At 66.6% G+C, this 25090-nt stretch carries 28 protein-coding genes, 6 tRNA genes and 1 riboswitch; of the genes, 17 read left to right on the forward strand and 17 right to left on the reverse strand.

Going from position 1 to position 25090, the window contains the following annotated elements:
• Positions 1 to 39 precede the first annotated feature (39 nt).
• The 7 genes from ARTH_RS08405 to ARTH_RS08435 all read right to left on the reverse strand — a co-directional run bounded on the left by ARTH_RS08405 (position 40) and on the right by ARTH_RS08435 (position 6544).
• Positions 40 to 1389 carry an HRDC domain-containing protein gene (locus tag ARTH_RS08405; protein ID WP_011691516.1) on the reverse strand — a complete coding sequence of 450 codons (1350 nt, stop codon included), beginning with the start codon at positions 1387 to 1389 and terminating at the stop codon, positions 40 to 42.
• A gap of 57 nt (positions 1390 to 1446) precedes the next feature.
• Positions 1447 to 2097, reverse strand: a complete 651-nt coding sequence (locus tag ARTH_RS08410; RefSeq protein WP_011691517.1) for a DUF3000 domain-containing protein — start codon at positions 2095 to 2097, stop codon at positions 1447 to 1449.
• Positions 2098 to 2159: 62 nt separating this feature from the next.
• Positions 2160 to 3248 carry a threonine aldolase family protein gene (locus ARTH_RS08415; RefSeq protein WP_043429657.1) on the reverse strand — a complete coding sequence of 363 codons (1089 nt, stop codon included), beginning with the start codon at positions 3246 to 3248 and terminating at the stop codon, positions 2160 to 2162.
• A 37-nt stretch (positions 3249 to 3285) separates the two neighbouring features.
• Positions 3286 to 3990, reverse strand: a complete 705-nt coding sequence (locus ARTH_RS08420) for an SDR family oxidoreductase (RefSeq protein ID WP_011691519.1) — start codon at positions 3988 to 3990, stop codon at positions 3286 to 3288.
• Positions 3987 to 5396 carry a DUF6421 family protein gene (locus tag ARTH_RS08425; RefSeq protein ID WP_011691520.1) on the reverse strand — a complete coding sequence of 470 codons (1410 nt, stop codon included), beginning with the start codon at positions 5394 to 5396 and terminating at the stop codon, positions 3987 to 3989. The genes ARTH_RS08420 and ARTH_RS08425 overlap by 4 nt, the downstream gene beginning before the upstream one ends.
• Positions 5397 to 5552: 156 nt before the next feature.
• Complete coding sequence (msrB, locus tag ARTH_RS08430) at positions 5553 to 6038, reverse strand: peptide-methionine (R)-S-oxide reductase MsrB (RefSeq protein WP_011691521.1); 486 nt, start codon at positions 6036 to 6038, stop codon at positions 5553 to 5555.
• Positions 6039 to 6052: 14 nt separating this feature from the next.
• Complete coding sequence (locus ARTH_RS08435) at positions 6053 to 6544, reverse strand: hypothetical protein (RefSeq protein WP_011691522.1); 492 nt, start codon at positions 6542 to 6544, stop codon at positions 6053 to 6055.
• Positions 6545 to 6645: 101 nt separating this feature from the next.
• On the opposite strand from ARTH_RS08435, the gene ARTH_RS08440 reads away from it, so the two are divergent.
• Positions 6646 to 7977 (forward strand): alpha/beta hydrolase family protein, encoded by a 1332-nt coding sequence (locus tag ARTH_RS08440; protein ID WP_011691523.1) that lies wholly within the window; start codon positions 6646 to 6648, stop codon positions 7975 to 7977.
• On the opposite strand, the gene ybaK is transcribed toward ARTH_RS08440, so the two are convergent.
• The 3 genes from ybaK to ARTH_RS08455 are packed head-to-tail and all read right to left on the reverse strand — an operon-like array spanning position 7961 to position 9870.
• Positions 7961 to 8473 (reverse strand): Cys-tRNA(Pro) deacylase, encoded by a 513-nt coding sequence (gene ybaK, locus ARTH_RS08445; protein WP_011691524.1) that lies wholly within the window; start codon positions 8471 to 8473, stop codon positions 7961 to 7963. The two genes, ARTH_RS08440 and ybaK, sit on opposite strands and share 17 nt — an antisense overlap.
• A 13-nt stretch (positions 8474 to 8486) precedes the next feature.
• Positions 8487 to 8948 carry a SufE family protein gene (locus ARTH_RS08450; protein WP_011691525.1) on the reverse strand — a complete coding sequence of 154 codons (462 nt, stop codon included), beginning with the start codon at positions 8946 to 8948 and terminating at the stop codon, positions 8487 to 8489.
• Positions 8949 to 8958: 10 nt separating this feature from the next.
• Positions 8959 to 9870, reverse strand: a complete 912-nt coding sequence (locus ARTH_RS08455; protein WP_011691526.1) for a sulfurtransferase — start codon at positions 9868 to 9870, stop codon at positions 8959 to 8961.
• A gap of 217 nt (positions 9871 to 10087) precedes the next feature.
• Here ARTH_RS08455 and zapE point away from each other — a divergent pair, with 217 nt between their 5' ends.
• Positions 10088 to 11125: a cell division protein ZapE gene (gene zapE, locus ARTH_RS08460; RefSeq protein WP_011691527.1), complete on the forward strand. Its 1038-nt coding sequence runs from the start codon at positions 10088 to 10090 to the stop codon at positions 11123 to 11125.
• A 75-nt stretch (positions 11126 to 11200) separates the two neighbouring features.
• On the opposite strand, the gene ARTH_RS08465 is transcribed toward zapE, so the two are convergent.
• The 6 genes from ARTH_RS08465 to ARTH_RS08490 form a co-directional block, all read right to left on the reverse strand.
• Positions 11201 to 11458: an antitoxin gene (locus ARTH_RS08465; protein ID WP_011691528.1), complete on the reverse strand. Its 258-nt coding sequence runs from the start codon at positions 11456 to 11458 to the stop codon at positions 11201 to 11203.
• A 172-nt stretch (positions 11459 to 11630) separates the two neighbouring features.
• Positions 11631 to 11705 (reverse strand) — tRNA-Val (locus ARTH_RS08470).
• A gap of 38 nt (positions 11706 to 11743) precedes the next feature.
• A tRNA-Gly gene (locus ARTH_RS08475) sits at positions 11744 to 11816 on the reverse strand.
• A 55-nt stretch (positions 11817 to 11871) separates the two neighbouring features.
• Positions 11872 to 11946, reverse strand: a tRNA-Val gene (locus tag ARTH_RS08480).
• Between the two features lie 42 nt (positions 11947 to 11988).
• Positions 11989 to 12059, reverse strand: a tRNA-Cys gene (locus ARTH_RS08485).
• 46 nt (positions 12060 to 12105) lie between these two features.
• Positions 12106 to 12178, reverse strand: a tRNA-Gly gene (locus tag ARTH_RS08490).
• Between the two features lie 316 nt (positions 12179 to 12494).
• On the opposite strand from ARTH_RS08490, the gene ARTH_RS08495 reads away from it, so the two are divergent.
• The 14 genes from ARTH_RS08495 (at position 12495) to hisF (ending at position 23817) form a co-directional block, all read left to right on the forward strand.
• Positions 12495 to 12566: transfer RNA gene (locus ARTH_RS08495), tRNA-Val, on the forward strand.
• A 107-nt stretch (positions 12567 to 12673) separates the two neighbouring features.
• Positions 12674 to 13555, forward strand: coding sequence for a PD-(D/E)XK nuclease family protein (locus ARTH_RS08500; protein WP_011691529.1), 882 nt, complete (start codon positions 12674 to 12676; stop codon positions 13553 to 13555).
• A 59-nt stretch (positions 13556 to 13614) separates the two neighbouring features.
• The gene (gene def / locus ARTH_RS08505; protein ID WP_043429660.1) at positions 13615 to 14202 is read left to right on the forward strand and encodes a peptide deformylase; all 588 of its coding nucleotides are present in this window, start codon (positions 13615 to 13617) and stop codon (positions 14200 to 14202) included.
• Positions 14199 to 15119 (forward strand): methionyl-tRNA formyltransferase, encoded by a 921-nt coding sequence (gene fmt, locus ARTH_RS08510; RefSeq protein WP_011691531.1) that lies wholly within the window; start codon positions 14199 to 14201, stop codon positions 15117 to 15119. Before def ends, fmt begins: the two co-directional genes overlap by 4 nt.
• Positions 15116 to 16735: an RsmB/NOP family class I SAM-dependent RNA methyltransferase gene (locus ARTH_RS08515; RefSeq protein WP_011691532.1), complete on the forward strand. Its 1620-nt coding sequence runs from the start codon at positions 15116 to 15118 to the stop codon at positions 16733 to 16735. The genes fmt and ARTH_RS08515 overlap by 4 nt, the downstream gene beginning before the upstream one ends.
• 46 nt (positions 16736 to 16781) lie before the next feature.
• Positions 16782 to 17474, forward strand: a complete 693-nt coding sequence (gene rpe / locus ARTH_RS08520) for a ribulose-phosphate 3-epimerase (protein ID WP_011691533.1) — start codon at positions 16782 to 16784, stop codon at positions 17472 to 17474.
• Positions 17475 to 17534: 60 nt separating this feature from the next.
• Positions 17535 to 17687: riboswitch (FMN riboswitch) on the forward strand.
• Positions 17688 to 17846: 159 nt separating this feature from the next.
• Entirely contained in the window at positions 17847 to 19007 is a 1161-nt protein-coding gene (gene ribD, locus ARTH_RS08525) for a bifunctional diaminohydroxyphosphoribosylaminopyrimidine deaminase/5-amino-6-(5-phosphoribosylamino)uracil reductase RibD (RefSeq protein ID WP_052309769.1), read from the forward strand.
• The gene (locus ARTH_RS08530; RefSeq protein WP_011691535.1) at positions 19007 to 19675 is read left to right on the forward strand and encodes a riboflavin synthase; all 669 of its coding nucleotides are present in this window, start codon (positions 19007 to 19009) and stop codon (positions 19673 to 19675) included. The genes ribD and ARTH_RS08530 overlap by 1 nt, the downstream gene beginning before the upstream one ends.
• Before the next feature lie 71 nt (positions 19676 to 19746).
• Positions 19747 to 20427, forward strand: a complete 681-nt coding sequence (ribB, locus tag ARTH_RS08535) for a 3,4-dihydroxy-2-butanone-4-phosphate synthase (protein WP_083812747.1) — start codon at positions 19747 to 19749, stop codon at positions 20425 to 20427.
• A complete protein-coding gene (gene ribA / locus ARTH_RS08540) occupies positions 20424 to 21137 on the forward strand; it encodes a GTP cyclohydrolase II (protein WP_011691537.1) in 714 nt (237 codons plus the stop codon). Before ribB ends, ribA begins: the two co-directional genes overlap by 4 nt.
• A 48-nt stretch (positions 21138 to 21185) precedes the next feature.
• Complete coding sequence (gene ribH, locus ARTH_RS08545; protein WP_011691538.1) at positions 21186 to 21671, forward strand: 6,7-dimethyl-8-ribityllumazine synthase; 486 nt, start codon at positions 21186 to 21188, stop codon at positions 21669 to 21671.
• 111 nt (positions 21672 to 21782) lie between these two features.
• On the forward strand, positions 21783 to 22046 hold the full coding sequence (locus ARTH_RS08550; RefSeq protein WP_028270786.1) for a phosphoribosyl-ATP diphosphatase: 264 nt from the start codon (positions 21783 to 21785) through the stop codon (positions 22044 to 22046).
• Positions 22047 to 22104: 58 nt separating this feature from the next.
• Positions 22105 to 22965: an ATP phosphoribosyltransferase gene (gene hisG / locus ARTH_RS08555; protein ID WP_011691540.1), complete on the forward strand. Its 861-nt coding sequence runs from the start codon at positions 22105 to 22107 to the stop codon at positions 22963 to 22965.
• Positions 22966 to 23040: 75 nt separating this feature from the next.
• Positions 23041 to 23817, forward strand: coding sequence for an imidazole glycerol phosphate synthase subunit HisF (gene hisF, locus ARTH_RS08560; RefSeq protein WP_011691541.1), 777 nt, complete (start codon positions 23041 to 23043; stop codon positions 23815 to 23817).
• 82 nt (positions 23818 to 23899) lie between these two features.
• Here hisF and ARTH_RS08565 read toward each other — a convergent pair whose 3' ends face one another.
• Positions 23900 to 24544, reverse strand: coding sequence for a TIGR03085 family metal-binding protein (locus ARTH_RS08565; RefSeq protein ID WP_011691542.1), 645 nt, complete (start codon positions 24542 to 24544; stop codon positions 23900 to 23902).
• 101 nt (positions 24545 to 24645) lie between these two features.
• On the opposite strand from ARTH_RS08565, the gene hisI reads away from it, so the two are divergent.
• Positions 24646 to 25050, forward strand: a complete 405-nt coding sequence (gene hisI, locus ARTH_RS08570) for a phosphoribosyl-AMP cyclohydrolase (protein WP_011691543.1) — start codon at positions 24646 to 24648, stop codon at positions 25048 to 25050.
• Positions 25051 to 25090 lie beyond the last annotated feature (40 nt).

Below are 25090 nucleotides of genomic sequence, written 5' to 3' on the forward strand. Positions count from 1 at the left end.
CCGGGGGCCGCCGGCACCAGGCGGGGAGGTCCGGGAAGCCTAGCTTCCGGTGCCGGGAGCGGCCTTGGGTTCCTTGGGTTCCTTGGGTTCCTTAGGCGGCAGGGGCTGCGGATTGAGGAACGCGGCAGTAATCAGGGGAGCCGTCAGTTCGATCTGCCACGGCCGGGCACCGAGTTCACCGAGCTCCTCGGCGATCCCTTCTTCGCTGAGCTCGGCGGGCGGACGCCAGGCCACCCGACGCAGGAAATCGGGCGTGAGCAGGTTTTCGACAGGCAGGTTCAGTTCGTCGGCCTTGTCCTGCAGGAGGGGCCGGGCAGTAGCCAGGCGTTCGGCCGCAGCCGGGTCCCTGTCCGCCCAGACCCGCGGCGGCGGCGGCGCGTTGGTCGGCAGGTGCAGCGGCGGCAGCTCCTCCATTGTCCTGGCCGTTGCGATGCACCGCAGCCAGCGCGGAGCCTCGCGCTGTGCGGCCCGGCCGTGGAACCCCTTGGTGCCCAGCAGCTGCGGCACGGTGGAGGGCATGGCCTTCGCGGCCGCCACAAGGGCTGAATCTGGGATGAGCCGGCCCGGGGCAACGTCGCGCTTGCGGGCCAGGGAATCCCGTTCCAGCCACAGTTCGCGGACCGCAGCCAGCTGGCGGCGGTCCCTGATCTGGTGCAGTCCGGAGGTCTTGCGCCAGGGGTCCACGCGGGGAGGGGCGAGGCCGGCCGCGAGGATGGCGGCGAACTCCTGCTCGGCGTATTCCAGCTTCCCGTCGCCCTGGAGCAGCTCGATGAGTTCTTCGCGCAGCTCCGTGAGGACTTCTACGTCCAGGGCCGCGTACCGCAGCCATGGTTCAGGGAGCGGGCGGGTGGACCAGTCGGCGGCGGAATGTTCCTTCGCGAGGCCGAACCCGAGCAGTTGCTCGATGACTGCTGCCAGGCCCACCCTCGGCAGCCCCGCGAGCCGCGCTGCGAGCTCGGTATCGAACAGTTTGTCCGGCCACATGCCCAGTTCCGACAGGCACGGAAGGTCCTGGCTCGCTGCGTGCAGGATCCACTCGACGCCTTCCAGCGCGTCGTTGATGATCTGCAGGTCACCGAAGGGTTCAGGATCGATGAGCCACGTGCCCGAGCCCTCGCGGCGGATCTGGACCAGGAAGGCCCGTTGCCCGTAACGGAAGCCCGACGCCCGTTCCGCGTCCACCCCGGCCGGGCCCGTCCCGGCGGCTATCGCGGCGGCGCAGCGTTCCAGCCCCGCGGGAGTTTCAATGACTAGCGGTACTCCGTCGCGGGGGGAGTCGAGGTCGATGACCTCGGGGACCAGGCTGTCAAAGCCTTCCACCGTGATGTGGGGAGTAATGTCAGCAGCCGGGACGCCGGCTGTGGTGTGTTCCGGATTTTGAGGGGTCATGATGCCTTCAGTTTACCGACATCGCGCTGGAGGGCGCCCCGCCGTAGCCAGCCATGGTCAGTTGCGCCGCCTGCGGGGCAGGGCGGTGACACCCTCCGGCAGCGGAGGGAGTCCGGCGAACGTGCAGACCATGTCCGACCACGCCTCCAGGTGCGACCGGATATCCGGCCCCTCGGGGGTCCACGACGCCCGCAGTTCGATGTCGATGGAACCCGGCCGGTCGGCGAGGGTGCCGAAGCTTTCGGACAGGATCCTGGTGGCTGTTCCGCCCGCCGCACGGTAGGGGGCCCCGTGGTTTTCCAGCGCCTCGACCAGCCAGGTCCAGGCCACCGAGCCGAGCATTTCGTCGTTGCCCATCTCAGCCTCCAGCTGGGCGCGGATGTAGGTGACGATCCGGAACTCCCCGTCCCAAACAGTCGAGCCGTCTGGATCGTAGAGCAGGATGAACCTGCCGGTGGCGAGTTCCTCAGCATCGTCGTCATTGCTTCCCGTAGCGCGGACCAGGGCGGCGGAAACCGGCCCGTGCACGGCGGCGGGGGCCGGCCCCGGGACCGGACCGATGACCTCTGCTCCGAGGGCCACTGCAAAGGGCGCCAGCCGCGAGGGCGCGGGGATCTCGTCCAGATGCAGCTCACTGCGGCACCGTGCTTTTCGAAGGGATCCCAAAGCGGCAAGGAACTCCGCGGGAACCTGGGCGAGTTCGTTCACATTCGCAGGTTACGCAAAATGTGGCGCCGATCCCGGCAGGCTCGCCGCCCCGGCCGCCTCGGTCAACCGGCCGCCAGCTCCCGCTTGATGGCGGCGACGAACGAATCGACGTCCTCTTCGCTCGTGTCGAACGAGCACATCCAGCGGACTTCCCGGGCGGCTTCGTTCCAATCGTAGAAGCGGAAGGATTCCCGCAGCCGGTCCGCAACGCCTTCCGGCAGGATGGCGAACACTCCGTTGGATTCCGTCTTCTGGGTGGGTTCCACGCCGTCGATCCCGTCGACTGCGGCACGCAGCCGGGCAGCCATCGCGTTGGCGTGCCTGGCCGAGCGCAGCCACAGGTCGCCCTCAAGCAGGGCGATGAACTGGGCGGACATGAACCTCATTTTGGAAGCCAGCTGCATGTTCATCTTGCGGAGGTAGACCAACCCCTGTGCGGCGCCGGGGTTCAGCGCCACCACCACCTCGCCGAACAGCAGCCCGTTCTTGGTGCCGCCGAAGGAGAGGATGTCGACTCCGGCGTCGCGGGTGAACGTCCGCAGCGGCACGTCGAGGTGGGCTGCGGCGTTGGCCAGCCGGGCACCGTCCATGTGGAGCTTCATGCCCTTCGCATGGACGTGGTCGGCTATGGCGCGCACCTCCTCGGGCGTGTAGCAGGTGCCCAGTTCGGTGGTCTGGGTGATGGACACGGCCAGGGGCTGGGCCCGGTGCTCGTCGCCCCAGCCCCAGGCCTCCCTGTCGATCAGCTCAGGGGTGAGCTTGCCGTCGGTGGTGGGGACCTGGAGCAGCTTGATGCCGCCGATCCGCTCGGGGGCGCCGTTTTCATCCATGTTGATGTGCGCCGTCGAAGCGCAGATGACGGCGCCCCAGCGGGGGAGCAGGGACTGGAGCGAGAGGACGTTGGCCCCCGTTCCGTTGAAGACGGGGAAGCACTCGATGCCCGCGCCGAAGTGCTCCTCCAGGAGGACCTGCAGCCGTGCCGTGTAGTCGTCTTCGCCGTAGGAGACCTGGTGGCCCTCGTTGGCGGCTGCCAGTGCCGCCAGGACTTCCGGGTGGACGCCCGAATAGTTGTCGGAGGCGAAACCCCGCACGGCAGGGTCATGGAGCCGGCCCGCGGTGGCGGCAGGGGCAGTTTCAACTGTGGTTGTCATCGCTTTGGTCACGCTTTCAGTCTAGGGATGTGCGCCGCTATCGGCTAAGGACCAGCCGCCGGCCGTTCAGTTCCGCTGCGGGAGCGGTGAAAAGTCCGACGGCGGCAGCGGCCAGGTCGGTAACATCGGTAAAGCCGGGGAAGTTGCGGGACGGGGACCGTTCGCGCATCGCATCATCCACGAGTCCCTTCACCACGAAGATGACCGCGGCGCTGTGCGTCCCCCCGCTGAAGCCCTGGGCAACCGCTAGGGTCCATGCTTCGGCGGCAGCCTTTGCCGCAACGTAGCTTGCGCCCGCCGCCGTCGGGGTTCCAGCAGCAGCGGAGGTCACCATGGCGAAACGGCCGGTTTCCGAGGCCGCGAGGTCGTCGTAGAACACCCGCGTAACGTTCCGCAGTGTGGTGACGGCTGACCGCTCCAGGAAATCCCAGTCCTCGTCGCTTTGGTCCGTGATGCCCTTGGCGCCCCGCCAGCCGCCCACCAGGTGGATGACGCCGTCCACCCTTCCGGCAGTGCCGGAGATGGTGGCGTGCAGCGCCCGGACGTCGGGCAGGCTGGCGAGGTCGCAGGCCAGGGGAGTGACGCCGTCGCCCGCTTCCGCGGCGGCAGCCTCGATCCGGGGACCGTCCGAACCGACCAAAAAGACAGTATGGCCGGCTTCGCGCAGCGCTCGTGCGGTGGCGATCCCGGCCGGACCGCTGCCGCCGGTGACCACCACGTTCAGGGGGTGTCCGCCACTCATCCGGCGTTCAGGGCCCGCGTGTCGCCGGCGGCGCCGCTGCCGGTGTCTGACGATCCGGTGATGCCGGCAGTGGACTCGATGACAGGACGCATCTTCTTCTCAAGTGCTTCGTAGAACATGGACAGGGGGAATTCGTCGTCGAGCACCTGGTCGGTGAGGCCGCGCGGCGGTCCGGCCAGCGGCAGCGCGCCCGGGCCCTTGGCCCAGACTGACGCCGGGTTCGGGGTGACGGTCCCGGAGATCAGTTCGTACGCGGCCAGCCAGTGGGCCATTTTCGGCCGGTCGATGGAGCGCCAGTACAGCTCCTCGATCCTGGCGCCGAGCTCCACCACGACGTCGGCGACCTCGGCCCAGTCAATGCTTAGCTTGCTGTCGGTCCAGTGCAGGACGCGGTGCTGGTGCATCCAGGCGAAGAGCAACTGGCCGCCGAGGCCGTCGTAATTACGGACCCGGCTGCCGGTGATGGCGAAGCGGAAGATCCGGTCGAAGATGACGGCATATTGAACAAGCTTGGCGTGCCGGCGCGCTTCGGGGTCAGCCTCTTCGTCCTTTTCGATCTTCACGGATTCGCGGAAGGCCGTCAGGTCACAGCGGAGTTCCTCCAGTGAGTACAGGAAGTACGGCATGCGCTGTTTGATCATGAACGGATCGAAGGGAAGGTCGCCGCGCATGTGGGTGCGGTCATGGATCAGGTCCCACATCACGAACGTTTCCTGGGTGAGTTCCTGGTTCTCCAGGAATTCTGCCGCCTCTGCCGGGAGCTCCAGCCGGGTGATGTCGGCCGCGGCTGCGAGGACGCGGCGGAAACGGGCTGCTTCCCGGTCCGCGAAGATGGCACCCCAGGTGAACGTCGGGGTTTCCCGGACGGCGACTGTTTCCGGGAACAGCACCGCGGAGTTGGTGTCGTAGCCGGGCGTGAAGTCAAGGAACCGGATCGGGACGAAGAGCTTGTTGGAGTACTCGCCGTCCTCGAGGCCGGCAATGAACTCCGGCCAGATGACCTCGATCAGGACCGCCTCCACGAGGCGGCTGCTGCTGCCGTTCTGGGTGTACATCGGGAAGACCACCAGGTGCTGCAACCCGTTGATGCGGTGCTGCTGCGGCTGGAAGGCCAGCAGTGAGTCCAGGAAATCCGGCACGCCGAAGCCGCCGGCGGCCCACCGGCCGAAGTCGCTGACCAGCAGTTCGAGGTACCGGGCGTCGTGCGGAAACGCCGGGGCCAGTGCTTCCACAGCCGTGCAGAGGGTGCTGACGTGCGCGGCAGCCGCTTCATGGTTGGCGGTATCCGGGACGGACCCGTCCTGGACCTGGAGCGCCTGGAGCGCCGTGGCAGCGGCCTTCAGACGCAGCCACTCCGGGTGGTTTTCGGTGAGCCGGGCAGGGGCGGTGAGAGCGGTCGTAGTCATCGCGGCGATCGCCTTTCTGGTTGCTTGGAGCTTCTACGGCGAGCGTAGCAAGCAAACAGATCTCCTAATGCAAAATCAGCCTGAGCATAAGAAAGACTTGTGCAACTGGATCAGCAGCCCTGCCCCAGCCCTAGCGGGCGCAGGGCTGCCGCTCATCTACCTGGCGTCGTCCGCCTTAACCAGCGTCAGGGAGACGGAGTTGATGCAGAAGCGCTGGTCAGTGGGCGTGCCGTAGCCTTCGCCCTCGAAAACGTGGCCCAGGTGCGAATCGCAGCTCGCGCAGCGGACCTCCACGCGGTCCATGCCCATGGTGCGGTCATGGATGTAGCGGACGGTGCCGTCCGCCAGCGGTGCCCAGAACGAGGGCCAACCGCAATGCGAATCGAACTTTTCATTGCTGGTGAACAGTTCCGTACCGCAGGCGCGGCATTTGTAGACACCGGCGGTGTGGGTGTCCCAGTACTCGCCGGTGTAGGGCCGCTCGGTGCCAGCCTGACGGAGCACCCGGTACTCCTCCGGCGTCAGCTCCTGCCGCCATTCCTCGTCGGTCTTTTCAACCCGCGGACTGGCATGTTCCGCAGCGGCGGCCTCCGGCTGGACCTGGACGGGCGATACTTTCGGCTTGTTGCTAAAGATGCTCATGGATTCAACAACGCTCAGGAGTCCCCGATAAATCCCGAGCCGGCGTACAGGTGCAGCACCGGCAGCCCCAGCTGGTCCTGGGCCTTGTTGGCCCAGTCGGTGTGGAGCGTGTCGGCAATGGCGTGCGGGCGCGTGATGACGACGGCCTGGCCGGCACCGACTTCCTTGACCTTGGCCACCAGTCCCTGCACGGCACCGCCGTCCACCACCTCGCCGGTGATTCCGCCGCCGATTCCTGCCAGTGCGTTGAGCGATACCGCAAGGGTTTCCGCGGCGGCAGCGCGCTCGGTTGCAGGATCCGGGGCGTGGGAGGTCAGTTCGCGGAAGGCCTTCGCGACGTCCAGGAGGGACAGGTTTTCGAGGAAGTCCACCAGGAGGTGCCGTTCCGTGTTGGCCGGGACCAGCACGACGAGGGGCGCGTCACCCCCGTCCACCAGGCGTTCGATGTTTACGCGGTCGTCCGCACCCAGCGGCTCTTCTGTCAGAATGACGATTGGATCGCTCATGCCCCCAGCCTAGTCCCGGCCCGGGGGTTCCCGCACGCTGTCCCTTCGCTGATGGCGTGCCCGAATATGTCCCGAGGGCCGCCAGCAGTAAGAATGGATCCATGGCATCCATCCCGGGGCTGCGCCCGGCCACCCCAGCGAATCCGCCCCCTGCCCTGGACAGGGTCCGAACCGCCGCCGGCGACGGCATGTCTTCCAGCGCGAAGTGGGCCGTGGGCGGAGTCATCGCGGGAGGTGCGGCTGCGGGTCTGCTGGGCGCCGGATCCTCGGCCCTTGCCCTCTATTTCGCCCGCCGCGTCATAACGCCGGTGCGGGTCCGGGACGAGAACCAGGAGGTGCTGGCCGTCATCCGTGCCGGGGACGGCCTCCAGGTCATCCTTGCCGCCACCGACGACGCCACCGTGGAAGGCGTGTACGGCTTCTTCTTCGACGGCGGCCGCGGGCACGCCCGGATCGGCAGGATCGTTTCCTACTCACCTGCGGAACGCACCGTGCTGCGCGAGGTCGAGGCCGTCTATGCCGGCGATCTCACCACGGCCCGCCGTGGCTACTGGAGCGGCGCCGCCTATCCGGATGCCGCGTCCATCGGGCTGTCGGCCGAGGACGTGGAAGTCGACGTCGAGGGAGGGACTGCGCCCGCCTGGCTGGTGCGCGCGGCGGCACCGTCGGACGTCTGGGCCATCATGGTCCACGGCCGCGGCGCCAGCCGGCAGGAGTGCCTGCGCGCCCTGCGCCCGGCCCGGGAGCTCGGCCTGACCAGCCTGGTGATCTCCTACCGCAACGACGGGCTGGCGCCCTCGGCCCCCGACGGGCGGTACGGCCTCGGTTCCACCGAATGGCGCGACGTCGAGGCAGCCATCAGTTTTGCCATAGCCAACGGCGCCAGGGAAGTGGTGCTGTTCGGCTGGTCCATGGGCGGGGCGATCTGCCTGCAGACGGCGGACCTTTCACGGCACCACAACCTGATCCGGGCCATGGTGCTTGACGCTCCGGTGGTGGACTGGGTGAACGTGCTGGCGCACCATGCGCAGCTGAACCGGATCCCCTCTGCCGTGGGACGCTACGGACAGCTGATGATGGGCCACCCGCTGGGCAGGCGCCTGACCGGGCTGGCGGCACCGGTGGACCTGAAATCGATGGACTGGGTCTCCCGCGCCGTGGAACTCAGAACGCCCACGCTGATCCTGCACAGCGTCGACGACGAATATGTACCCTACGGACCCTCTGCCAGCATCGCAGAGAAGAACCCCGAGATGGTCACCTTCGAGACGTTCCAGACAGCCCGGCACACCAAGGAATGGAATGTCGATCCGGAGCGCTGGGAAGGCTTGGTCACCGCCTGGCTCCGCCGGCAGCTGGCGCCGCGCGCCAATCCCGGCGCCCGCACCCGGGGCCCCGACCCCGCCCGGCCCGACGTTAACGGTCCGGAGTAGCTTTCGGCCCGGTTCCGATGCGGGCGGTAATGGCGCCGGTCAGCTTCACCAGGTGGTCCGGGTGCAGTTCGATGTCCAGGCCGCGCCGGCCGCCGGACACCAGGATGCTCTCCTGCCCCAGGGCGCTGTCATCCAGGACAGTGGGGGAGGGCTGGCGCTGCCCCAGCGGTGATATTCCGCCCAGGACGTACCCGGTCCTCCGCTGGGCGGTGGCCGGATCCGCCATGGCGGCCTTCTTGCCGCCCAGGGCAGCGGCAATTGCCTTCAGGTCGAGGTTTCCGTGCACGGGAACTATCCCCACCGCGAGCCGGCCGTCCACGTCCACCATCAGCGTCTTGAAGACCCTGGCGGGATCCACGCCCAAAACTTCGGCGGCTTCCATGCCATAGCTGGCAGCCGAGGGGTCGTGGCTGTACGGATGCAGCACGAAGGGAACGCCGGCCGCAGCGAGTGCTGCTGTGGCCGGCGTTCCCTGGGAAACCTGCTTGCGCGCCACGCCGTGCCCGGGCCTAGGCCGTCGGAGCGGCGGTCGCAGCGACCTTGCGCTTGATGCGTCCCAGCATGGCCGTCATTCCCCGCATGCGCAGGGGAGTGATGGCACGGGTGAGCCCCAGGAGCTCCGGCATGTCGTCCGGAACTGCGAGGATCTCCGGTGCCGTGAGGCCGTCGAGCCCCTCGTGCAGGACACCTGCAAACCCACGGGTCGTGGGTGCCTCCGGCGGCGCCTTGAAGTACAGCCGCACGCTGTCCGGCGAACCGGCGTCGTTCTTTTCCGTCTCAATGGTCAGGAACAGCGGCGACTGGCACTCCACTACCTGTTCCAGCAGTTCCGGATGGTCCTTCAACCGGTCCGGCAATTCGGGAAGCCCTTGCGAGAACTCCAGCAGCAGTTGCAGCCGCTCGGGTTCGGTCAGGGCCTGGAAGTCGTCAACTATTTCCGCAAGGGTGGCGGGAAGGGCGTGGGTATTCATCAAGCCCAGTTTACGCCGGTACCGTTCCGCGCTCGGTTCCCCTGGCGATGGGCACCCGTACAGCGTTGCCCCACTCGGTCCAGGAACCGTCGTAGTTGCGGACGGTGTCGAAGCCCAGCAGGTATTTCAGGGCGAACCACGTGTGGCTGGAGCGCTCGCCGATGCGGCAGTACGCCACCACGTCGTCGCCCTCCGTGAGTCCTGCCTCGCCGAGGTAGAGTGCCTCGAGTTCAGCGCGGTTGCGGTACGTGCCGTCCTCGGCCGCCGCGCGCGCCCAGGGGATGGAGACCGCGGTGGGGATGTGGCCGCCGCGCAGGGCGCCTTCCTCCGGGTAGGCCGGCATGTGGGTGCGCTGGCCGGTGTATTCCTCGGTGGAGCGGACGTCGATCAGCGGCTTGCCGAAGTGGGCCAGCACATCCTCCTTGAAAGCTCGGATGGGGGCGTCATTGCGCTCGACCTCAGGGTATTCGGCCGGTGCGGGGACAGTGGCATCCGTGGTGAGTGCACGGCCCTCGGCGATCCACTTGTCGCGGCCGCCGTCGAGGAGCCTGACGTCCTCGTGGCCGAAGAGCGTGAAGACCCACAGTGCGTAGGCAGCCCACCAGTTGGACTTGTCGCCGTAGATCACCACGGTGCTGTCCCGGGAAATGCCCTTGGCCGAGGCCAGTGCGGCAAACGCCTTGCCGTCGACGTAGTCGCGGGTGACCTCGTCGTTCAGGTCGGTGTGCCAGTCGATCTTGACGGCCCCCGGGATGTGGCCGGTTTCGTAGAGCAGGACGTCTTCATCAGACTCCACCACCACGAGTTTGCCGTCGGCCAGGGCTCCGCCGTCGAGCGCTGCCGCCAGCCACTCGGTGGACACGAGGCGCTCCGGGTGCGCGTACGCTGCGAACTTTTCGTTCTCTTCAACTGGGTAGGACATGTGGATGGCCTTTCACTGAAATGGTCATGGGGCCCGCTGCCGGGAGGCGTCGCTGCGGCCGGGCCAGTTCCAACACTAACCACGCCCCGCCGCTAATGGGCCACTGCGTTCACAGAGGGAAATATGGCCTTGGTCACGTGGGCTCGCCGCGTTATGAGGCCGGTGCTGCATTGCCGGTATCCTTTCTGGGGACACGAGACCAGCAGAACGGACCACCTTGGTACAGATCGAACAGCTCTCCGCGCGGACACCGTCGGTTTCCGTGGATGAACTCCTCAAGGGTTTCTATCCCTCCCCGCGGTTCGGAGAGGTTTCCTTTGCCAGCTACCGGCCCGATCTTTCGCAGCCGAGCCAGGCCGCTGCGGTGACGGCCCTGGAATCCTTCGCAACCGGCGTCGGCGCCAATGGAAACTCCGGACTTTTCAAAAAACTGTTTGCAAAGAAGGACACCTCCCGCGCCGGCATCTACCTGGACGGTGGCTTCGGCGTGGGCAAGACGCACCTGCTGGCGTCGCTCTGGCATGCATCACCCGGGCCGAAGGCTTTTGGCACCTTCGTTGAATACACCAATCTGGTTGGCGCACTCTCGTTCCGTAAGACTGTTGAAGCGCTGAGCAATTACAAGCTCGTGTGCATCGACGAATTCGAACTCGACGATCCGGGCGACACGGTCCTGATGTCACGGCTCATGCGGGAACTGGCTGACGCCGGGGTCAAGCTCGCCGCCACGTCCAACACCCTGCCCGGTTCCCTTGGGGACGGGAGGTTCGCTGCCGTCGACTTCCAGCGTGAGATCCAAGTTCTGGCAGATCAGTTCGACGTCGTCAGGATCGACGGCGAGGACTTCCGCCACCGCGGACTCCCGGCGGCGCCGGCGCCGTTGAAGAATGAAGACCTGACGCACCACATGCAGGCCGAATTCCATGGCAAGACCGTGGCGCGGGATGATTTCAAGACCCTTATCAACCACCTCGCCGGCGTCCACCCCAGCCGGTACCGGCAACTCCTGGCCGGCATCGAGGGCGTTGTGTGGCGTGATGTGGAAACCATCACGGAACAGGCTGTCGCCCTCCGCTTCGTGGTGCTGGCGGACCGGCTGTATGACAAGGACGTGCCCATCCTGGCCAGCGGGGTCCCGTTCGATCAGCTTTTCACCGAAGAGATGATGACCGGAGGCTACACCAAGAAGTACTACCGCGCGGTGTCCCGACTCACGGCGCTGGCACGCGAAGGCCAGAACCACGAACCGTCCTAGCCCTTAAACGCCGAAGGTGCCGGCGCCGCCTCACGGCGGGACCGGCACCTCGCTGACGTTCCTGGGTTAGAGGCCCTACGGCCGGGGTTCCCCGGCTACAGGGGGCTCTCCGGCGACGGGAGGTTCTTCGACCGGAGCCGGGTGCGGCTTCGGGTCGACCTTGTCCACGAGGCCGGCTGCGCCTTTCTGGACGGTATCGATCTTGTCGGCGTACTTTCCGCCGGTCTTTGAGTCGATGAAATCACCGGCTTTGCCGATGCCGTCCTTGATGGCCTGTTCATTGCCACCAACCAGTCGCTGAGCCTTGCCCTTTAGATCGTCAAGAATACCCACGGGCACCTCCCTTCTGTCGCGGAGCCAGATCGCTCCTCCGCTTCCGATCCTATCCGGAGTCCCTGTACGTGCCAAGGGCGCGCGCCGCGACTTGTCTAGGGTCCAGGGGCCCTATTTCGCCGATGTCGGCCGGATCCGGGCAACAAAAAAGCAGCTCCGGAGAGCTGCTTCGTGGTGGGCGATACTGGGATCGAACCAGTGACCTCTTCCGTGTCAGGGAAGCGCGCTACCGCTGCGCCAATCGCCCGCAACCGGAAGGATCCGGAGTGGAATTGTAGAAAAGAGAGCGGACGACGAGATTCGAACTCGCGACATCCACCTTGGCAAGGTGGTGCTCTACCAGCTGAGCTACGTCCGCATTCAGTACACGCCAGCCGGGCCGGTGGTACTTCGACAAGCAAGTTACCTTGCTCTGGTGGGCGATACTGGGATCGAACCAGTGACCTCTTCCGTGTCAGGGAAGCGCGCTACCGCTGCGCCAATCGCCCAAATTGTTCTCCGGAATACACCGGATACCAAGGTTTTCACCGAGGTGGGTACGGGATTCGAACCCGTGTATACGGCTTTGCAGGCCGCTGCCTCGCCTCTCGGCCAACCCACCGTGTAAGCCAGGTTCCGAAAAACCTTTGCTATGACAGTGTCCTGCGAGCGGACGACGAGATTCGAACTCGCGACATCCACCTTGGCAAGGTGGTGCTCTACCAGCTGAGCTACGTCCGCATATTGTCAGCATTTCCGTGCCGCATTCGGCATTTCCTCGCGTTCCAACGAGTAAGAACTCTATAGGAGGTTCTGGGAACTTACAAATCGGGAGGTCGTCATCTGCCACAGATGGCCCTGCTTCGTTGAAATCTAGGGGATTTTGCTAATTACAGGCGTGTAATTCACGCCCCCGGCCATGCGGAGGGTGCCGCTCTCGGAAGCGCCGGAGGCCGCCGCCGGGCAGGTGCACCAGCGACGCGATTCGGTGCCGGCGCGGCGTCGAAGGCTTCGATTTCCAAATGCCGCCCGGGTGGGCTAGCATTCAATGGCATTGGGGCGATTGGCGCAGTGGTAGCGCGCTTCGTTCACACCGAAGAGGTCACTGGTTCGAACCCAGTATCGCCCACCCATGAATGGCCCGTTCCGCTGACTCAGCGGGACGGGCCATTTCGCTTTCCGGTCACGGTTCCTGCGCCCTGCAATCCTGTCGGCCCTTCATGAAAGAGTGTTTGCATGACTGATCCACTCCTTGCCCACGCCACGGAATATGGCCGGATGTATGCACGCTCAACCTCCGAGTCGTTTTCCGTTCCGTCCATAACCACCGTCATCGGCCAGCAGCCGCACGGCCTTGACGGGTGGTTCGGGTACATGGGGGCGAACAGCCTTGCCAGCGATCCGCTGCTTCCCGGGATCCTGGGAAGTCCGGCCAAGGTCCGCCAGGCAGTCAGCCGCGCCGCGAAGGCCGCCGAAACCTACCGAGATGACGCCGCCAAGCGCGGAGACCGCGTGCACAACTACTGCGAACAGGTTGCGCTTCGGGCGCTCGGCCGGCCCCACCAGATGAAGGAAATGCGGGAGGCACTGGCAGCAAACGGCGAGGAAGCGTTCGCGGCGCGCTTTGATGAGTGGTGGGAACTCTTTGGCGTGGAGCCCGTTGCCCCGGAAGTCACCGTCTGGAACAAGACCGTGGGCTATGCCGGCACCCTTGACCTCGTGGCAAGGATCAACGGCCGGACCTGCATCATCGACTACAAGACCAAAGGCACCACCCGGGACGGAACTGTCAAGCCGCTGGACGACAAAGTGGTCATGCAGCTGGTGGCCGGAATGAAGGCGGAGGAAAGCCTCGTTGATCCTGTCGCGGGGGAGTGGGAACCCTGGCAGCACGGCGATTCCCCCATCCTGCTGGCGGTGGCAATCGGGCAGACGGAAGTCCGGCCGATGCGTGCCAACCCGGAGGTGCTTAAGCACCACTGGTGGAAGTTCTGCGCCCTGCGGCGGGTCTGGGAGATGTCGGCGGACACCTCCAGCGCCGGGACCGCCCTCCTTCCGGTGGCGCCGCCATCGTTGCCCGTGGCACCGCCCGCACTGCAGGCTGTGCCCGGCAGGTAGCCGGCCAACTAAACTGGACTGGATCCCGTACCGCCGTTTTACCGAAGGACAGATTGCACATGGCCATTTTGAATATCCGCATCATCGGCGACCCTGTGCTGCGCACAGTGGCCGACCCCGTGACGGAATTCGGGCCGGAGCTCGCAAAACTCGTTGCCGACATGACCGAGACCATGGAGGACGTGGACGGCGCGGGCCTGGCCGCCCCGCAGGTTGGCGTCAGCAAGAGGGTTTTCACTTACCGCATCGGCGGGGTGGAAGGCCACATCATCAACCCGGTGCTGGAAAACAGCGAGGACTTCCAGCCGGACGAAGTGGAAGGCTGCCTGTCCATCCCCGGCCTTGGCTTCCCCGTCCGGCGCCGCCGCGCTACCCGGGTCACCGGGGTCGACCTCCATGGACATCCCGTCACCGTGGACGGCGAGGGCATGCTGGCCCGTTGCTTCCAGCACGAAACAGACCACCTCGACGGCATCCTCTTCACGGACAGGCTCGAAGGCGAAGACCGCAAGGCTGCCCTGCGTTCCATCCGCAATGCCAACTACGACGCGATTACCGAACGGACGACGTCGAAGCGGGCGAAGACTGTTGGTTCCAGTTTCGGGGGCGGCAGCTTCGGCGGCGGCAGCTTCGGCGCCGCCGAGTGAGGGTGCTGTTCGCCGGTACGCCGGCTGTCGCGGTACCGTCCCTGGACGCTTTAGTGCAGGCCGGCTTCGACGTCGTTGCCGTCCTGACCCGGCCGGACGCCCCGGTCGGACGCAAGCGCGTGCTCACGCCGTCGCCCGTTGCGGCGCGCGCCGCCGAACTCGGCATTGAGGTGATCCACGCCGCGAAGGTGGACGCTGAAGTGACTGCCAGGATAGCTGCCGCAGCGCCGGACGCAGCCGCCATCGTGGCCTACGGAGGCCTCATCCCGCGCGCAGCGCTGGACGTTCCGCGGCACGGCTGGATCAACCTGCACTTTTCCCTGCTGCCCGCCTGGCGGGGGGCTGCCCCGGTGCAGCGTGCCGTGATGGCCGGCGACGACATCACCGGCGCCGTGACGTTCCTCCTCGAAGAAGGGTTGGACACCGGCCCGGTTTTCGGGACCCTCACCGAGTCGGTCCGGCCCGATGACACCTCCGGTGAACTCCTGGAACGGTTGTCGCACAGCGGTGCGGCGCTGCTCGCCCAGACGCTTTCCGCCATAGAAGCGGGACGGGCCGTAGCCGTTCCGCAGTCGGGGGACGTGTCCCTGGCTCCCAAACTCGGCATCGACGACGGCCGGATCGACTGGCACGAGCCCGCCCTCGCCATCGGGCGCAGGGCGCGCGGCGTCACGCCTGAACCCGGCGCCTGGACAACGTTGGACGGACAGCGGGTCAAACTCGAACCTGTTGCGCTCCGGACCGATGCGCCGGCGCTGCAGCCGGGCCAGGTGCTGCTTGACGGAAAGAGCGTTTTGGTGGGTACGGGTTCCCATCCCGTTGAACTGACGCGGATACAGCCCTCGGGCAAGAAGATGATGGCCGCCGCCGACTGGGCGCGCGGACAAGTGGCACTGGAAGGCGTGGTATTCGAATGAGCGAGTCCGGAACGGGCGGCAGCGGCCGCGGCAGGGGTCCCCGTCAGGGGGGAGCAAGCGGCGGCGGGCAGTCCGGCGGGTCTTCCTCCGGTCGCCGCCAAGGCAGCCAGCGCGACGCCCAGGGCCGGGAGCGCAACCGCGGGCCGAAGCGGAATTTCAGCGAGAACGCCCCTTCGCAGCGTACGCGGCGTGCCGACCCCGCCCGCCTGGTGGCTTTTGAAGTCCTGCGTGCCGTCGCATCGGAAGACGCCTACGCAAACCTCGTCCTGCCGGCCCGGATCCGCCACCACGGCCTGGACAAGCGGGACGCCGGGTTCGCTACCGAACTGAGCTACGGGGCGCTGCGCGGGCAGGGAACCTATGACGCCGTCCTGGCCCGCTGCGTCGACCGGCCGCTGGACCAGCTGGATCCTGCCATCCTGGATGCCCTGCGGATCGGCGCCCACCAGCTGCTGGCCATGCGAGTGCCCGCCCACGCCGCCCTGGACCAGACCGTTGGACTGGCCCGTGCGGTCATCGGCGCCGGCCCATCAGCCTTGATCAACGCCGTCCTGCGCAAGGTCTCGGCCCACACGCTGGACGAGTGGCTGGAGCTGCTGCTCAGCGACGAGCAGGACGAAACCCGGGTGGCCTCCATCCGCTACGCCCACCCGGAGTGGATTGTCCGCGCCCTGCGGCAGTCGCTGGTGGCGCACGGACGCCCGGTCACCGAAATCAACGAACTCCTTGAAGCTGACAACGCTGCGCCGGTAGTGAACCTTGTTGCGCTGCCCGGACTGGGGAGCCTGGACGAAGCCCTGGAGGGCGGGGCCACGGCCGGTGAACTCGTGGAAGGCTCGGCGCTCTCCAGCGGCGGGGACCTCGGCCGGCTGGCGTCGGTGCGTGAAGGCAGCACCAGGGTGCAGGACGTGGGCTCGCAGCTGGTTGCCCGCGCCATGGCTGCCGTGGACCTGAATTCCGGGGATCTGCATGCCCCGGGTCCGGAGAGTGCGGACGGACAGTCCGGCGCCAAGGGCGGCGAAAAATGGCTGGACCTCTGCGCCGGACCGGGCGGCAAGGCCGCCCTGCTGGGTGCCCTCGCCCGGCAGCAGGGCGCAACCCTGCTGGCCAACGAACCCGCCCCGCACCGTGCCAAGCTGGTCCGGCAGGCCCTGGCCGCGGTCCCTCACGAGGTCTGGCATGTCCGGACCGGGGACGGCCGCGACGTCGGAACTGAAATGGCGGGGACTTTCGACCGCGTTCTCGTCGACGTACCCTGCAGCGGACTTGGCGCCTTGCGGCGCAGGCCGGAGTCGCGGTGGCGGCGCACACCCAAGGACCTCGCGGACCTGGGCCCGCTCCAGCGCGAACTGCTTAAGTCAGCCTTGGATGCCGTCAGGCCCGGCGGCGTGGTGGCCTACGTGACGTGCTCGCCGCACCCCGCCGAAACCACCGCCGTCGTGACCGACGCGCTGCGCAAACGCGACGACCTGGAACTGCTCGATGCCGGCGCCGCCTTGGACAAAGTCAGCCTGCCCGGGCATCTTGAGGCCGGCCACGAAATGACGGCCCAGCTGTGGCCGCATGTGCACCGGACTGACGCCATGTTCCTGGCCCTCATCCACAAGAAATCCTGACACCTTCGCGAATCCTGATCCCTCCGCTCGAGTGAAAGGAGCCGACATGGCTCAGTGCTGCATCAACCCCAGCATTCTCTCCGCCGACTTCGTCAACCTGGAGGCGGAGCTGCACAGAATCAGCAACGCCGATGCCGTCCACGTTGACGTCATGGACAACCACTTTGTGCCGAACCTGACCATCGGACTGCCCGTGGTCCAGCGCATCCAGGCCGTCAGCCCGGTGCCGCTGGATGCACACCTGATGATCGCCGACGCGGACCGCTGGGCGCCAGCCTTCGCCGACGCCGGACTCGCCTCCGTCACGTTCCACGTTGAAGCGTCGATCGCGCCCATCAAACTGGCACGGGAGCTTCGCGCACGCGGCGCCAAGGCCGGAATGGCGCTGCGTCCCGGTACGCCGGTGGAACCCTACCTGGACATGCTGTCGGAACTGGACCTCCTGCTGATCATGACCGTGGAACCAGGCTTCGGCGGCCAGTCGTTCCTGGACCTGACCCTCCCGAAGATCAGGCGTGCCCGGGCGGCGATCGACGGTTCCGGCACCGGGGTGGCGCTGCAGGTGGACGGCGGCATCACCGAGGAGACCATTGTCCGGGCGGCCGAGGCAGGAGCCAACGTCTTCGTGGCAGGCTCGGCGGTGTACGGTGCGGAGGACCCGGCGGCAGCGATTGACCGCCTCCGGGCAGCCGGCTCACGCGCGGTTCCGGCCGTGGCACGCTCTGTTTCGGAATCATGACGGAGTCTGACGGGAATACACGGACCAGTGACTCAGTTGTGACAGAATAACAACACACACTACGTGCTCCGGGGTCGGTGTAAGTCCGAACCGGCGGTGACAGTCCGCGACCCGCGAGCCGGCACAGATCCTCTCCAGGAACTGTTCCGGCGGACGGTTGAACCGGTGAAATTCCGGTACCGACAGTTAAAGTCTGGATGAGAGAAGCACGTACAGCTGTTACTGCACTGCCCTTCGGGCGGTGCGGCATTGCGCTGTCGTATACCCCCGGAGCCCACGCGGTTCTCGAGGGAAGGAACGACGAACGCTTTGACGCCGAAGACAACAGCGCCGCAGACTGCCGACCGGTTCAGTGCTGCCGAGACCGATGCCATGGATGCAGCCCTCGACGCTGCGCTCCTGGGGCCGCGCGGGGCAAACCCGCTGGTTGGCGCCGTCGTCATCGGCCCTGATGGCCGGCAACTGGTGACCGGCTATCACCGCGGCGCCGGGACGGCGCATGCCGAGGCTGACGCCATTGCCCAGGCGGGCAGGCAGGGCCTGGACCTGACCGGGTCAACCATGGTGGTCACCCTCGAGCCGTGCAACCACTGCGGACGGACCGGCCCCTGTGCCCAGGCGATCATCGACGCCGGCATTGCTTCGGTGGTGTACGCAGTAGACGACCCCCATGACCCCGCCGCCGGCGGAGCCGCAACGCTGCGGGCCGCCGGAGTCAGCGTACGTTCCGGCCTGTCCGCCCGCGCCGCGTTCGAGCTTAACCGTCGCTGGTTTGAAGCCGTCCTCGGCCAGCGCCCCTTCGTGACACTCCACATCGCCCAGACCCTGGACAGCCGCATCGCGGCAGCGGACGGTACCAGCCAATGGATCTCCAGCCCGGAGTCCCTCGCGGACAACCACGGGCTCCGCAGCCGGGTGGATGCCATCCTGGTGGGTACGCAAACGCTTCTCGTGGACAACCCCCGGCTCACGGCCCGGGACGCGTCCGGCAAGCCGGCCGGGAACCAGCCGTTGCGCGCAGTCATGGGGCTCCGGGGAATTCCCGACGACGCCGCTATCCACGGCGACGACGGCCGCGTCCTGCACCTGCCCACCCGGGATCCGCACGAGGCACTGGAGAGGCTCTTCTCCGCCGGTGTCCGGCACGTCATGGTGGAAGGCGGATCCAGCATCCTGAGCGCCTTCCTCGCCGCCGGCCTCGTGGACGAACTGATCGTCTATCTGGCGCCCACCCTGCTCGGATCCGGGACTGCCGCCCTTGGCGACCTCGGCATCACGACCCTCGCCGACGCCCAGGCCTGGGACTGGGACCAGGCATCCGGGGGAGCCGTGCAGAGCCTGGGCCGGGACCTTAGGCTCCACCTCTTTCCAGGGAGCGTCGAACCGGCAGCAAGAACGGCCGCGTCCACGGACCCGGCCGAAGCAGATCTGCCGGCAGCACCGGCCGCGCCCGAATCCTTTCTATCCTTGACCAGCTCACCCGAATCCTTACCGCACCGCACCGGCGCGGGCACCGCCACAGGAGGCAACTGATGTTTACCGGAATAATTGCCGAACAGGGCAGGGTCCTGTCCGTTGAACGCAACGGCGACGTCAGCGCCACGGTGCGCCTTCATGCGCCCGGCAGCACCGAAGGGCTGGCCCTGGGCGGCTCGATCGCCGTCAACGGAGTATGCCTGACCGCCACCGCGATTGACGGCAAGGACTTCAGCGTGGACGTCATGGGCGAGACGCTGGTCCGGAGCACCATCGGAGAGCTCGATGCGGGCGACACCGTGAACCTGGAGCGCTGCGTTCCTGCAGGCGGACGCCTGGACGGACATGTTGTCCAGGGGCACGTGGACGGCGTCGGGGAACTCCTCGAGCGCGAGGCACTCGGCAACTGGGACCGCCTGCGGTTCGGAGTGCCCGTGCGGCTTGCCCGCTACATCGCTGAAAAGGGCTCGATCGCCGTCGACGGCGTCTCCCTCACCGTGACGGCAGTCAGCGACGCGTCGGAACCGGCGCCGTGGTTCGAAGTGGGCCTCATTCCCACCACACTGGCTGAAACCGGCCTGGGCGCGAAGAGCCTCGGCAGCAGGGTCAACCTCGAAGTTGATGTGCTGGCCAAGTACACCGAACGCCTGCTCGCCTTCGCCGGCGGCTCCACCAGCGGTGCCGGCACCGCCAACGTCACAGCCGGAACGGGGGACTCCAAGTGAGCCAGCTCAAGAACACACCCAAACTGCACACCGATGAACTGAGCCATCATGAATTTAGCGGTGGACTCGACATCCCTGTGGCAGTGACGACGGGCAGGGTGCTGGACCCGATCGAAGACGCCGTCCGGGCCATGGCTGCGGGCCTCCCCGTCCTTGTGGTGGACAACGAGGACCGTGAAAACGAAGGCGACATCATTTTCGCCGCCCAGCACGCCACGCCCGAACTGATGGGCTGGACAGTCCGCTACAGCTCCGGGGTAATCTGCGTACCGCTCGACGGAGCCCGGGCGGATGCCCTGCTGTTGCCGCCCATGGTCGAGGTCAATGAAGACTCCAAGGGCACCGCCTACACGGTTTCCTGCGATGCGGCCGTTGGCGTCAGCACGGGCATTTCGGCAACAGACCGGGCACTCACCGCCCGGGTCTTGGCAGATCCCGCGAGCCGCCCCGGATCGATCACCCGTCCAGGGCATGTTTTTCCGCTCCGGGCCGTTAACGGTGGAGTGCGTGAACGCCCGGGCCACACCGAAGCGGCCGTGGACCTGTGCCGGCTTGCCGGACTGGAGCCGGTGGGCGTGATCGCCGAGGTGGTGTACGACAACGGAGAAATGATGCGTCTGGACGGACTTCGCGGCTTCGCTGCACAGCATGGTTGCCCGCTGATCTCGATCGAGGATCTGGTGGCGTACCTGGATGCGGGGCGGCCCGACGGACAGGCGCCGGTCCCGGCGGGGAATGAGGAGATGCGATGACGGCTTCAGAGGCACGAAAAGACGTGAAGGCCGGACGCCGGCCGCACCCGGTCAGCGGCGGACCTGTTGTCCAGCTGCCCAGTGAATTCGGGGACTTCGTGGCCCAGGCCTGGACTGACCTGGTGACAGGTGCCGAGCACCTCGCCGTGAGTTCACCCATTCCGCCTGTGGATGGCAAAGCGCCGTTGGTGCGGCTCCACTCGGAGTGCCTTACCGGGGACGTCTTCGGCTCCTACCGCTGCGATTGCGGAGAGCAGTTGGCCTACGCCCTCGAGAAGATCAACGAGGAAGGCGGCACGCTGCTGTACCTTCGCGGGCAGGAGGGCCGCGGCATCGGCCTGGCCAACAAGATCAAGGCCTACGCCCTTCAGGAAGCCGGCTTCGATACGGTCGAAGCCAACGAACAGCTGGGCCTTCCCGTCGATGCGCGCTGCTATAACGCCGCTGCGCAGATCCTGGCCGAGCTGGGACTGCACGAAGTGCGCCTGCTGAGCAACAACCCGGACAAGCAGAACCGGCTGGCGGATGCCGGCGTCACCGTCGTCGAGATGGTTCCCACTGAGGTTCCTTCACGCGAACAGAACATCCGGTACCTGCAGACCAAGAAAGACCGGATGGATCACCGGCTCGTCCTGGGCACCCGGGACGGCGAACCGGTGACGGCATTGCCGGCCGCCGGCCAGGGGCCCTACCAGCACGAACAAGACTGAATCAGCACCAATAAGACTGACGAAACAGAACGAAGCAGGAGACTTTAGATGAGTGGACACGGCGCACCGGAGATTGACCTCACAACCCTCAACCCGGCGGAGACGTCGCAGTTGAAGCTGGCCATTGTGGCCGCCAGCTGGCATACCCAGATCATGGACGGGCTGCTGGACGGCGCGCTGCGCGCTGCCAAGGACGCCGGGATCAGCGAACCGACCGTCCTGCGGGTTCCCGGCAGCTTTGAGCTCCCCGTGGCCGCCGCCCGGCTGGCCAAGCACTTCGACGCCGTTGTGGCCCTTGGTGTGGTGATCCGCGGCGGAACCCCGCACTTCGAGTACGTCTGCGAAGCGGCCACGATGGGGCTGACCGACGTCAGCGTCAACACCGGCGTTCCGGTTGGCTTCGGTGTGCTCACCTGCGACACCGAGCAGCAGGGCCTGGACCGCGCGGGCCTGCCCGGGTCCAAGGAGGACAAAGGCCACGAAGCCGTCACCGCCGCGCTGGCCACTGCAGTCACCCTGAAGCAGTACAGCTAGGCGCCCCTTGCTTGCTCCGGTGCCGCGTTGGCTGTGTGTTGCCTCACGTCGACGCCGTCATGGAACGGCCCGAGAGGCGGGGCCAGGCCCGGAGCAAGTAGGCTGGAGGGCGTGAAGAATTTCGAGACGCTGTTCGCAGAACTGAGTGAGAAGGCAGCCACCCGTCCGGCAGGCTCCCGCACCGTCGCAGAATTGGAGTCCGGAGTCCACGGCATCGGCAAAAAGGTCGTGGAGGAAGCCGCCGAAGTATGGATGGCTGCCGAATACGAATCCGATGAGGCCGCCGCCGAGGAAATCTCCCAGCTCCTGTACCACCTGCAGGTTCTGATGCTCGCCAAAGGCCTGACCCTGGAAGACGTCTACAAGCATCTGTAGCCATGCTGAGCGTGGCCGATTGCCTGTAACCAAGACTTCCTAACCCAGAAAGACCCCCATGCTGCGAGTTGCCGTCCCCAACAAGGGATCCCTGTCCGAAGCGGCTTCGGCCATGCTGTCCGAAGCTGGATACCGCCAGCGCCGCGATACCCGCGAACTGGTCATGGTGGACCCGGACAACGACATTGAATTCTTCTTCCTCCGCCCGCGCGACATCGCCGTTTACGTCGGCAGGGGAACGCTCGACGTCGGCATCACCGGCCGTGATCTCCTCCTCGATGCCGAGGTGGAGGCTGAGGAATTGCTGCCGCTGGGCTTTGCCGCCTCAACCTTCCGGTTCGCCGGTCCCGTGGGTGACTTCACCAAGGTGGAAGAGCTCGAAGGCAAGCGCCTGGCCACAAGCTATGACGGCCTCCTGCGCGGCTACCTCGCCGAGCGCGGCATCAATGCCAAGGTGGTCCGCCTGGACGGCGCCGTGGAATCCTCGGTGCGGCTCGGCGTGGCGGACGCGATTGCCGACGTCGTCGAAACCGGCAACACGCTCAAGGCGGCCGGGATGGAAATCTTCGGCGAACCGATCTTGAAATCGGAGGCGGTGCTGATCCGCCGCACCGGACAGGAAGGCGCCGCGAACGGCACGGCCAAGGAGATCGAGGTCCTGATCCGCCGGCTGCAGGGTGTGCTCGTGGCCCGGCAGTACGTCCTGATGGACTACGACATCCGCAAGGAACTCGTGGAGCAGGCCGCGGCGCTCACGCCGGGCCTGGAATCGCCCACGGTCTCCCCGCTGCGCGACTCCGACTGGGTTGCCGTGCGCTCCATGGTCCCGAAGAAGGAAACCAACCGGATCATGGATGAGCTCTACGACCTGGGCGCCCGCGCCATCCTGGTCAGCAGCATCCACGCTTGCCGGATCTGAGCCTGACCGTTTGGGCCCTGCCCGTTTCTGCGGTCTCCACCGCATCTCCCACCAGCGAAACCCTCAGGAGACATCATGGCTGTAGCAGTGCGCGTCATTCCGTGCCTGGACGTTGATGCCGGCCGCGTGGTCAAAGGCATCAACTTCGAGGGCCTCCGGGACGCCGGCGATCCCGTGGAACTGGCTCACCGCTACGACAACGGCGGGGCGGACGAACTGACCTTCCTGGACGTCACCGCCTCCTCAGGCAACCGCGAAACCACCTTCGACGTGGTCCGCCGTACTGCCGAGGAAGTCTTCATTCCGCTCACCGTCGGCGGCGGCGTCCGCGGCGTGGCCGAGGTGGACAAGCTCCTGCGTTACGGCGCGGACAAGGCCTCGATCAACACGGCGGCCGTCGCCCGGCCGGACGTCATTGACGAAATTACCCGGCATTTCGGGTCCCAGGTCCTGGTCCTGTCCGTGGACGCCCGGCGTACCCGCCCCGGATCAGAGCCCACGGCGTCGGGTTTTGAAGTGACCACACACGGCGGCCGGCAGGGGACCGGGATCGACGCCATCGAGTGGGCGCGCGAAGCCGCGGACCGTGGCGTCGGGGAGATCCTGCTCAACTCCATTGATGCCGACGGAACCAAGGACGGCTTCGACATCGAATTGATCCGGCTGGTACGTGCCGCCGTCAGGGTGCCCATCATCGCCTCCGGCGGGGCAGGCAAGCCCGAACACTTTCCGCCTGCCGTCGCTGCCGGAGCGGACGCCGTGCTGGCGGCGTCGATTTTCCACTTCGGTCCCGTGGACATGATCTCGCAGGTTAAGACCGCCATCCGCGAAGCAGGATTCGAGGTCCGCTAGCCACCACTGGTTGAGCTTGGGCTCTCCGGCGGTTGGGCTTGCCGAAACCTTGATTTCGACCAACTCAACCAACGGGCCGCTGCTAGAGTCCGACTTCGGCTGACTGGAGGAGCGCGACGGCGTCCGGCTGACCTTCGAAGGTCACCAGCGCATGGCGGGTGCGTCCATGGGCGTGCATCAGCAGTTCGCCCGGTTCGCCGACTATGGCCACCGACACGGGAGCGCGTTTGGCGACGTGACGCGGACCGGAAGGCCGCACCAGCACGATGCCCAGGTCCACCCCGCGGTACAGAATGGCTGCGCGTTTGATGAGTTCATCCCACAGGGCGTCGGAGTATTCCTCATCCAGGGCACGCGGTGCCCAGCGGTCCACGGCCCGGCGGACGTCCTCGGTGTGCACAAAGTACTCAATGAGGTTGGAGCTCTCGGCCAGGGCCTTGATCCTCAGCGGCGACAGCGCAGGGGGACCGGCCCGGAAGGTGTTGACCAGCCGGGTGTAGTCCTCGGTGGTCTTGAGTTTGGCGGCAAGCTTCGCGGTGGCCTCGTCGGAGGCTTTGGCCAGGCTCTTGATGATCAGGCCAAGCCCGACGCCTGCCTTGCGTTCGCGCAGGTAGAGGTGTGCGGCGAGATCGCGCGTGCGCCAGCCCCTGCAGAGCGTGGGGGAGTCAGGGCCGGCCGCCAGCAGGGTTTCGGCCAGGACTTCTCGGGACGGATCGACGAAATGCATCACTTGTGAAACTAGCACGAGAGGCCGCGAGTTGCGCAGTGGAAGCGCCGCCGATTTTGACCCTGATCGTCACACTTCGGTGAGGCACTAGACTTGGTCTGATGTCTGAGCAGCCCGCCCCCGCCCCCGTACCTGTCCTGCCTGCCGAAGTGGCGGACGCCCTGAAGCGCGACGCCGCCGGGCTTGTAGCCGCCGTCGTCCAGCAGTTCGACACCAACGAGGTGCTCATGCTCGGCTGGATGGACGACGAGGCACTGCGGCGCACCATGACCTCCGGGAGGGTGACGTTCTACTCCCGGTCCCGCCAGGAGTACTGGCGCAAGGGAGACACCTCCGGCCACGTGCAATGGGTCAAATCCGTTGCACTGGACTGCGACGGCGACGCCCTGCTGGTCCGCGTGGACCAGGTCGGAGCGGCCTGCCACACGGGCACGCGCACCTGCTTCGACGGCCGAGGGCTTCCCGTCGTTGCCGGCGACGCCGGCGCCGCCGGGAACGCCAGCTAGCACCGTTCAGGCAGGGTGCGGCGCAGGCGCCGGACCCCCA

The sequence above is a fragment of the Arthrobacter sp. FB24 genome, from assembly GCF_000196235.1.
Lineage (GTDB): Bacteria > Actinomycetota > Actinomycetes > Actinomycetales > Micrococcaceae > Arthrobacter.

What these genes read in the sequence shown, in the direction of transcription:
- ARTH_RS08405 (WP_011691516.1), bottom strand. Translation starts at nt 1,389, where the DNA reads ATGACCCCTCAAAATCCGGAACACACCACAGCCGGCGTCCCGGCTGCT.
- ARTH_RS08415 (WP_043429657.1), bottom strand. Translation starts at nt 3,248, where the DNA reads ATGACAACCACAGTTGAAACTGCCCCTGCCGCCACCGCGGGCCGGCTC.
- ARTH_RS08420 (WP_011691519.1), bottom strand. Translation starts at nt 3,990, where the DNA reads ATGAGTGGCGGACACCCCCTGAACGTGGTGGTCACCGGCGGCAGCGGT.
- ARTH_RS08425 (WP_011691520.1), bottom strand. Translation starts at nt 5,396, where the DNA reads ATGACTACGACCGCTCTCACCGCCCCTGCCCGGCTCACCGAAAACCAC.
- msrB (WP_011691521.1), bottom strand. Translation starts at nt 6,038, where the DNA reads ATGAGCATCTTTAGCAACAAGCCGAAAGTATCGCCCGTCCAGGTCCAG.
- ARTH_RS08435 (WP_011691522.1), bottom strand. Translation starts at nt 6,544, where the DNA reads ATGAGCGATCCAATCGTCATTCTGACAGAAGAGCCGCTGGGTGCGGAC.
- ARTH_RS08440 (WP_011691523.1), top strand. Translation starts at nt 6,646, where the DNA reads ATGGCATCCATCCCGGGGCTGCGCCCGGCCACCCCAGCGAATCCGCCC.
- ARTH_RS08450 (WP_011691525.1), bottom strand. Translation starts at nt 8,948, where the DNA reads ATGAATACCCACGCCCTTCCCGCCACCCTTGCGGAAATAGTTGACGAC.
- ARTH_RS08455 (WP_011691526.1), bottom strand. Translation starts at nt 9,870, where the DNA reads ATGTCCTACCCAGTTGAAGAGAACGAAAAGTTCGCAGCGTACGCGCAC.
- ARTH_RS08500 (WP_011691529.1), top strand. Translation starts at nt 12,674, where the DNA reads ATGACTGATCCACTCCTTGCCCACGCCACGGAATATGGCCGGATGTAT.
- def (WP_043429660.1), top strand. Translation starts at nt 13,615, where the DNA reads ATGGCCATTTTGAATATCCGCATCATCGGCGACCCTGTGCTGCGCACA.
- ARTH_RS08515 (WP_011691532.1), top strand. Translation starts at nt 15,116, where the DNA reads ATGAGCGAGTCCGGAACGGGCGGCAGCGGCCGCGGCAGGGGTCCCCGT.
- rpe (WP_011691533.1), top strand. Translation starts at nt 16,782, where the DNA reads ATGGCTCAGTGCTGCATCAACCCCAGCATTCTCTCCGCCGACTTCGTC.
- ribD (WP_052309769.1), top strand. Translation starts at nt 17,847, where the DNA reads ATGGATGCAGCCCTCGACGCTGCGCTCCTGGGGCCGCGCGGGGCAAAC.
- ARTH_RS08530 (WP_011691535.1), top strand. Translation starts at nt 19,007, where the DNA reads ATGTTTACCGGAATAATTGCCGAACAGGGCAGGGTCCTGTCCGTTGAA.
- ribA (WP_011691537.1), top strand. Translation starts at nt 20,424, where the DNA reads ATGACGGCTTCAGAGGCACGAAAAGACGTGAAGGCCGGACGCCGGCCG.
- ribH (WP_011691538.1), top strand. Translation starts at nt 21,186, where the DNA reads ATGAGTGGACACGGCGCACCGGAGATTGACCTCACAACCCTCAACCCG.
- hisG (WP_011691540.1), top strand. Translation starts at nt 22,105, where the DNA reads ATGCTGCGAGTTGCCGTCCCCAACAAGGGATCCCTGTCCGAAGCGGCT.
- hisF (WP_011691541.1), top strand. Translation starts at nt 23,041, where the DNA reads ATGGCTGTAGCAGTGCGCGTCATTCCGTGCCTGGACGTTGATGCCGGC.
- ARTH_RS08565 (WP_011691542.1), bottom strand. Translation starts at nt 24,544, where the DNA reads ATGCATTTCGTCGATCCGTCCCGAGAAGTCCTGGCCGAAACCCTGCTG.
- hisI (WP_011691543.1), top strand. Translation starts at nt 24,646, where the DNA reads ATGTCTGAGCAGCCCGCCCCCGCCCCCGTACCTGTCCTGCCTGCCGAA.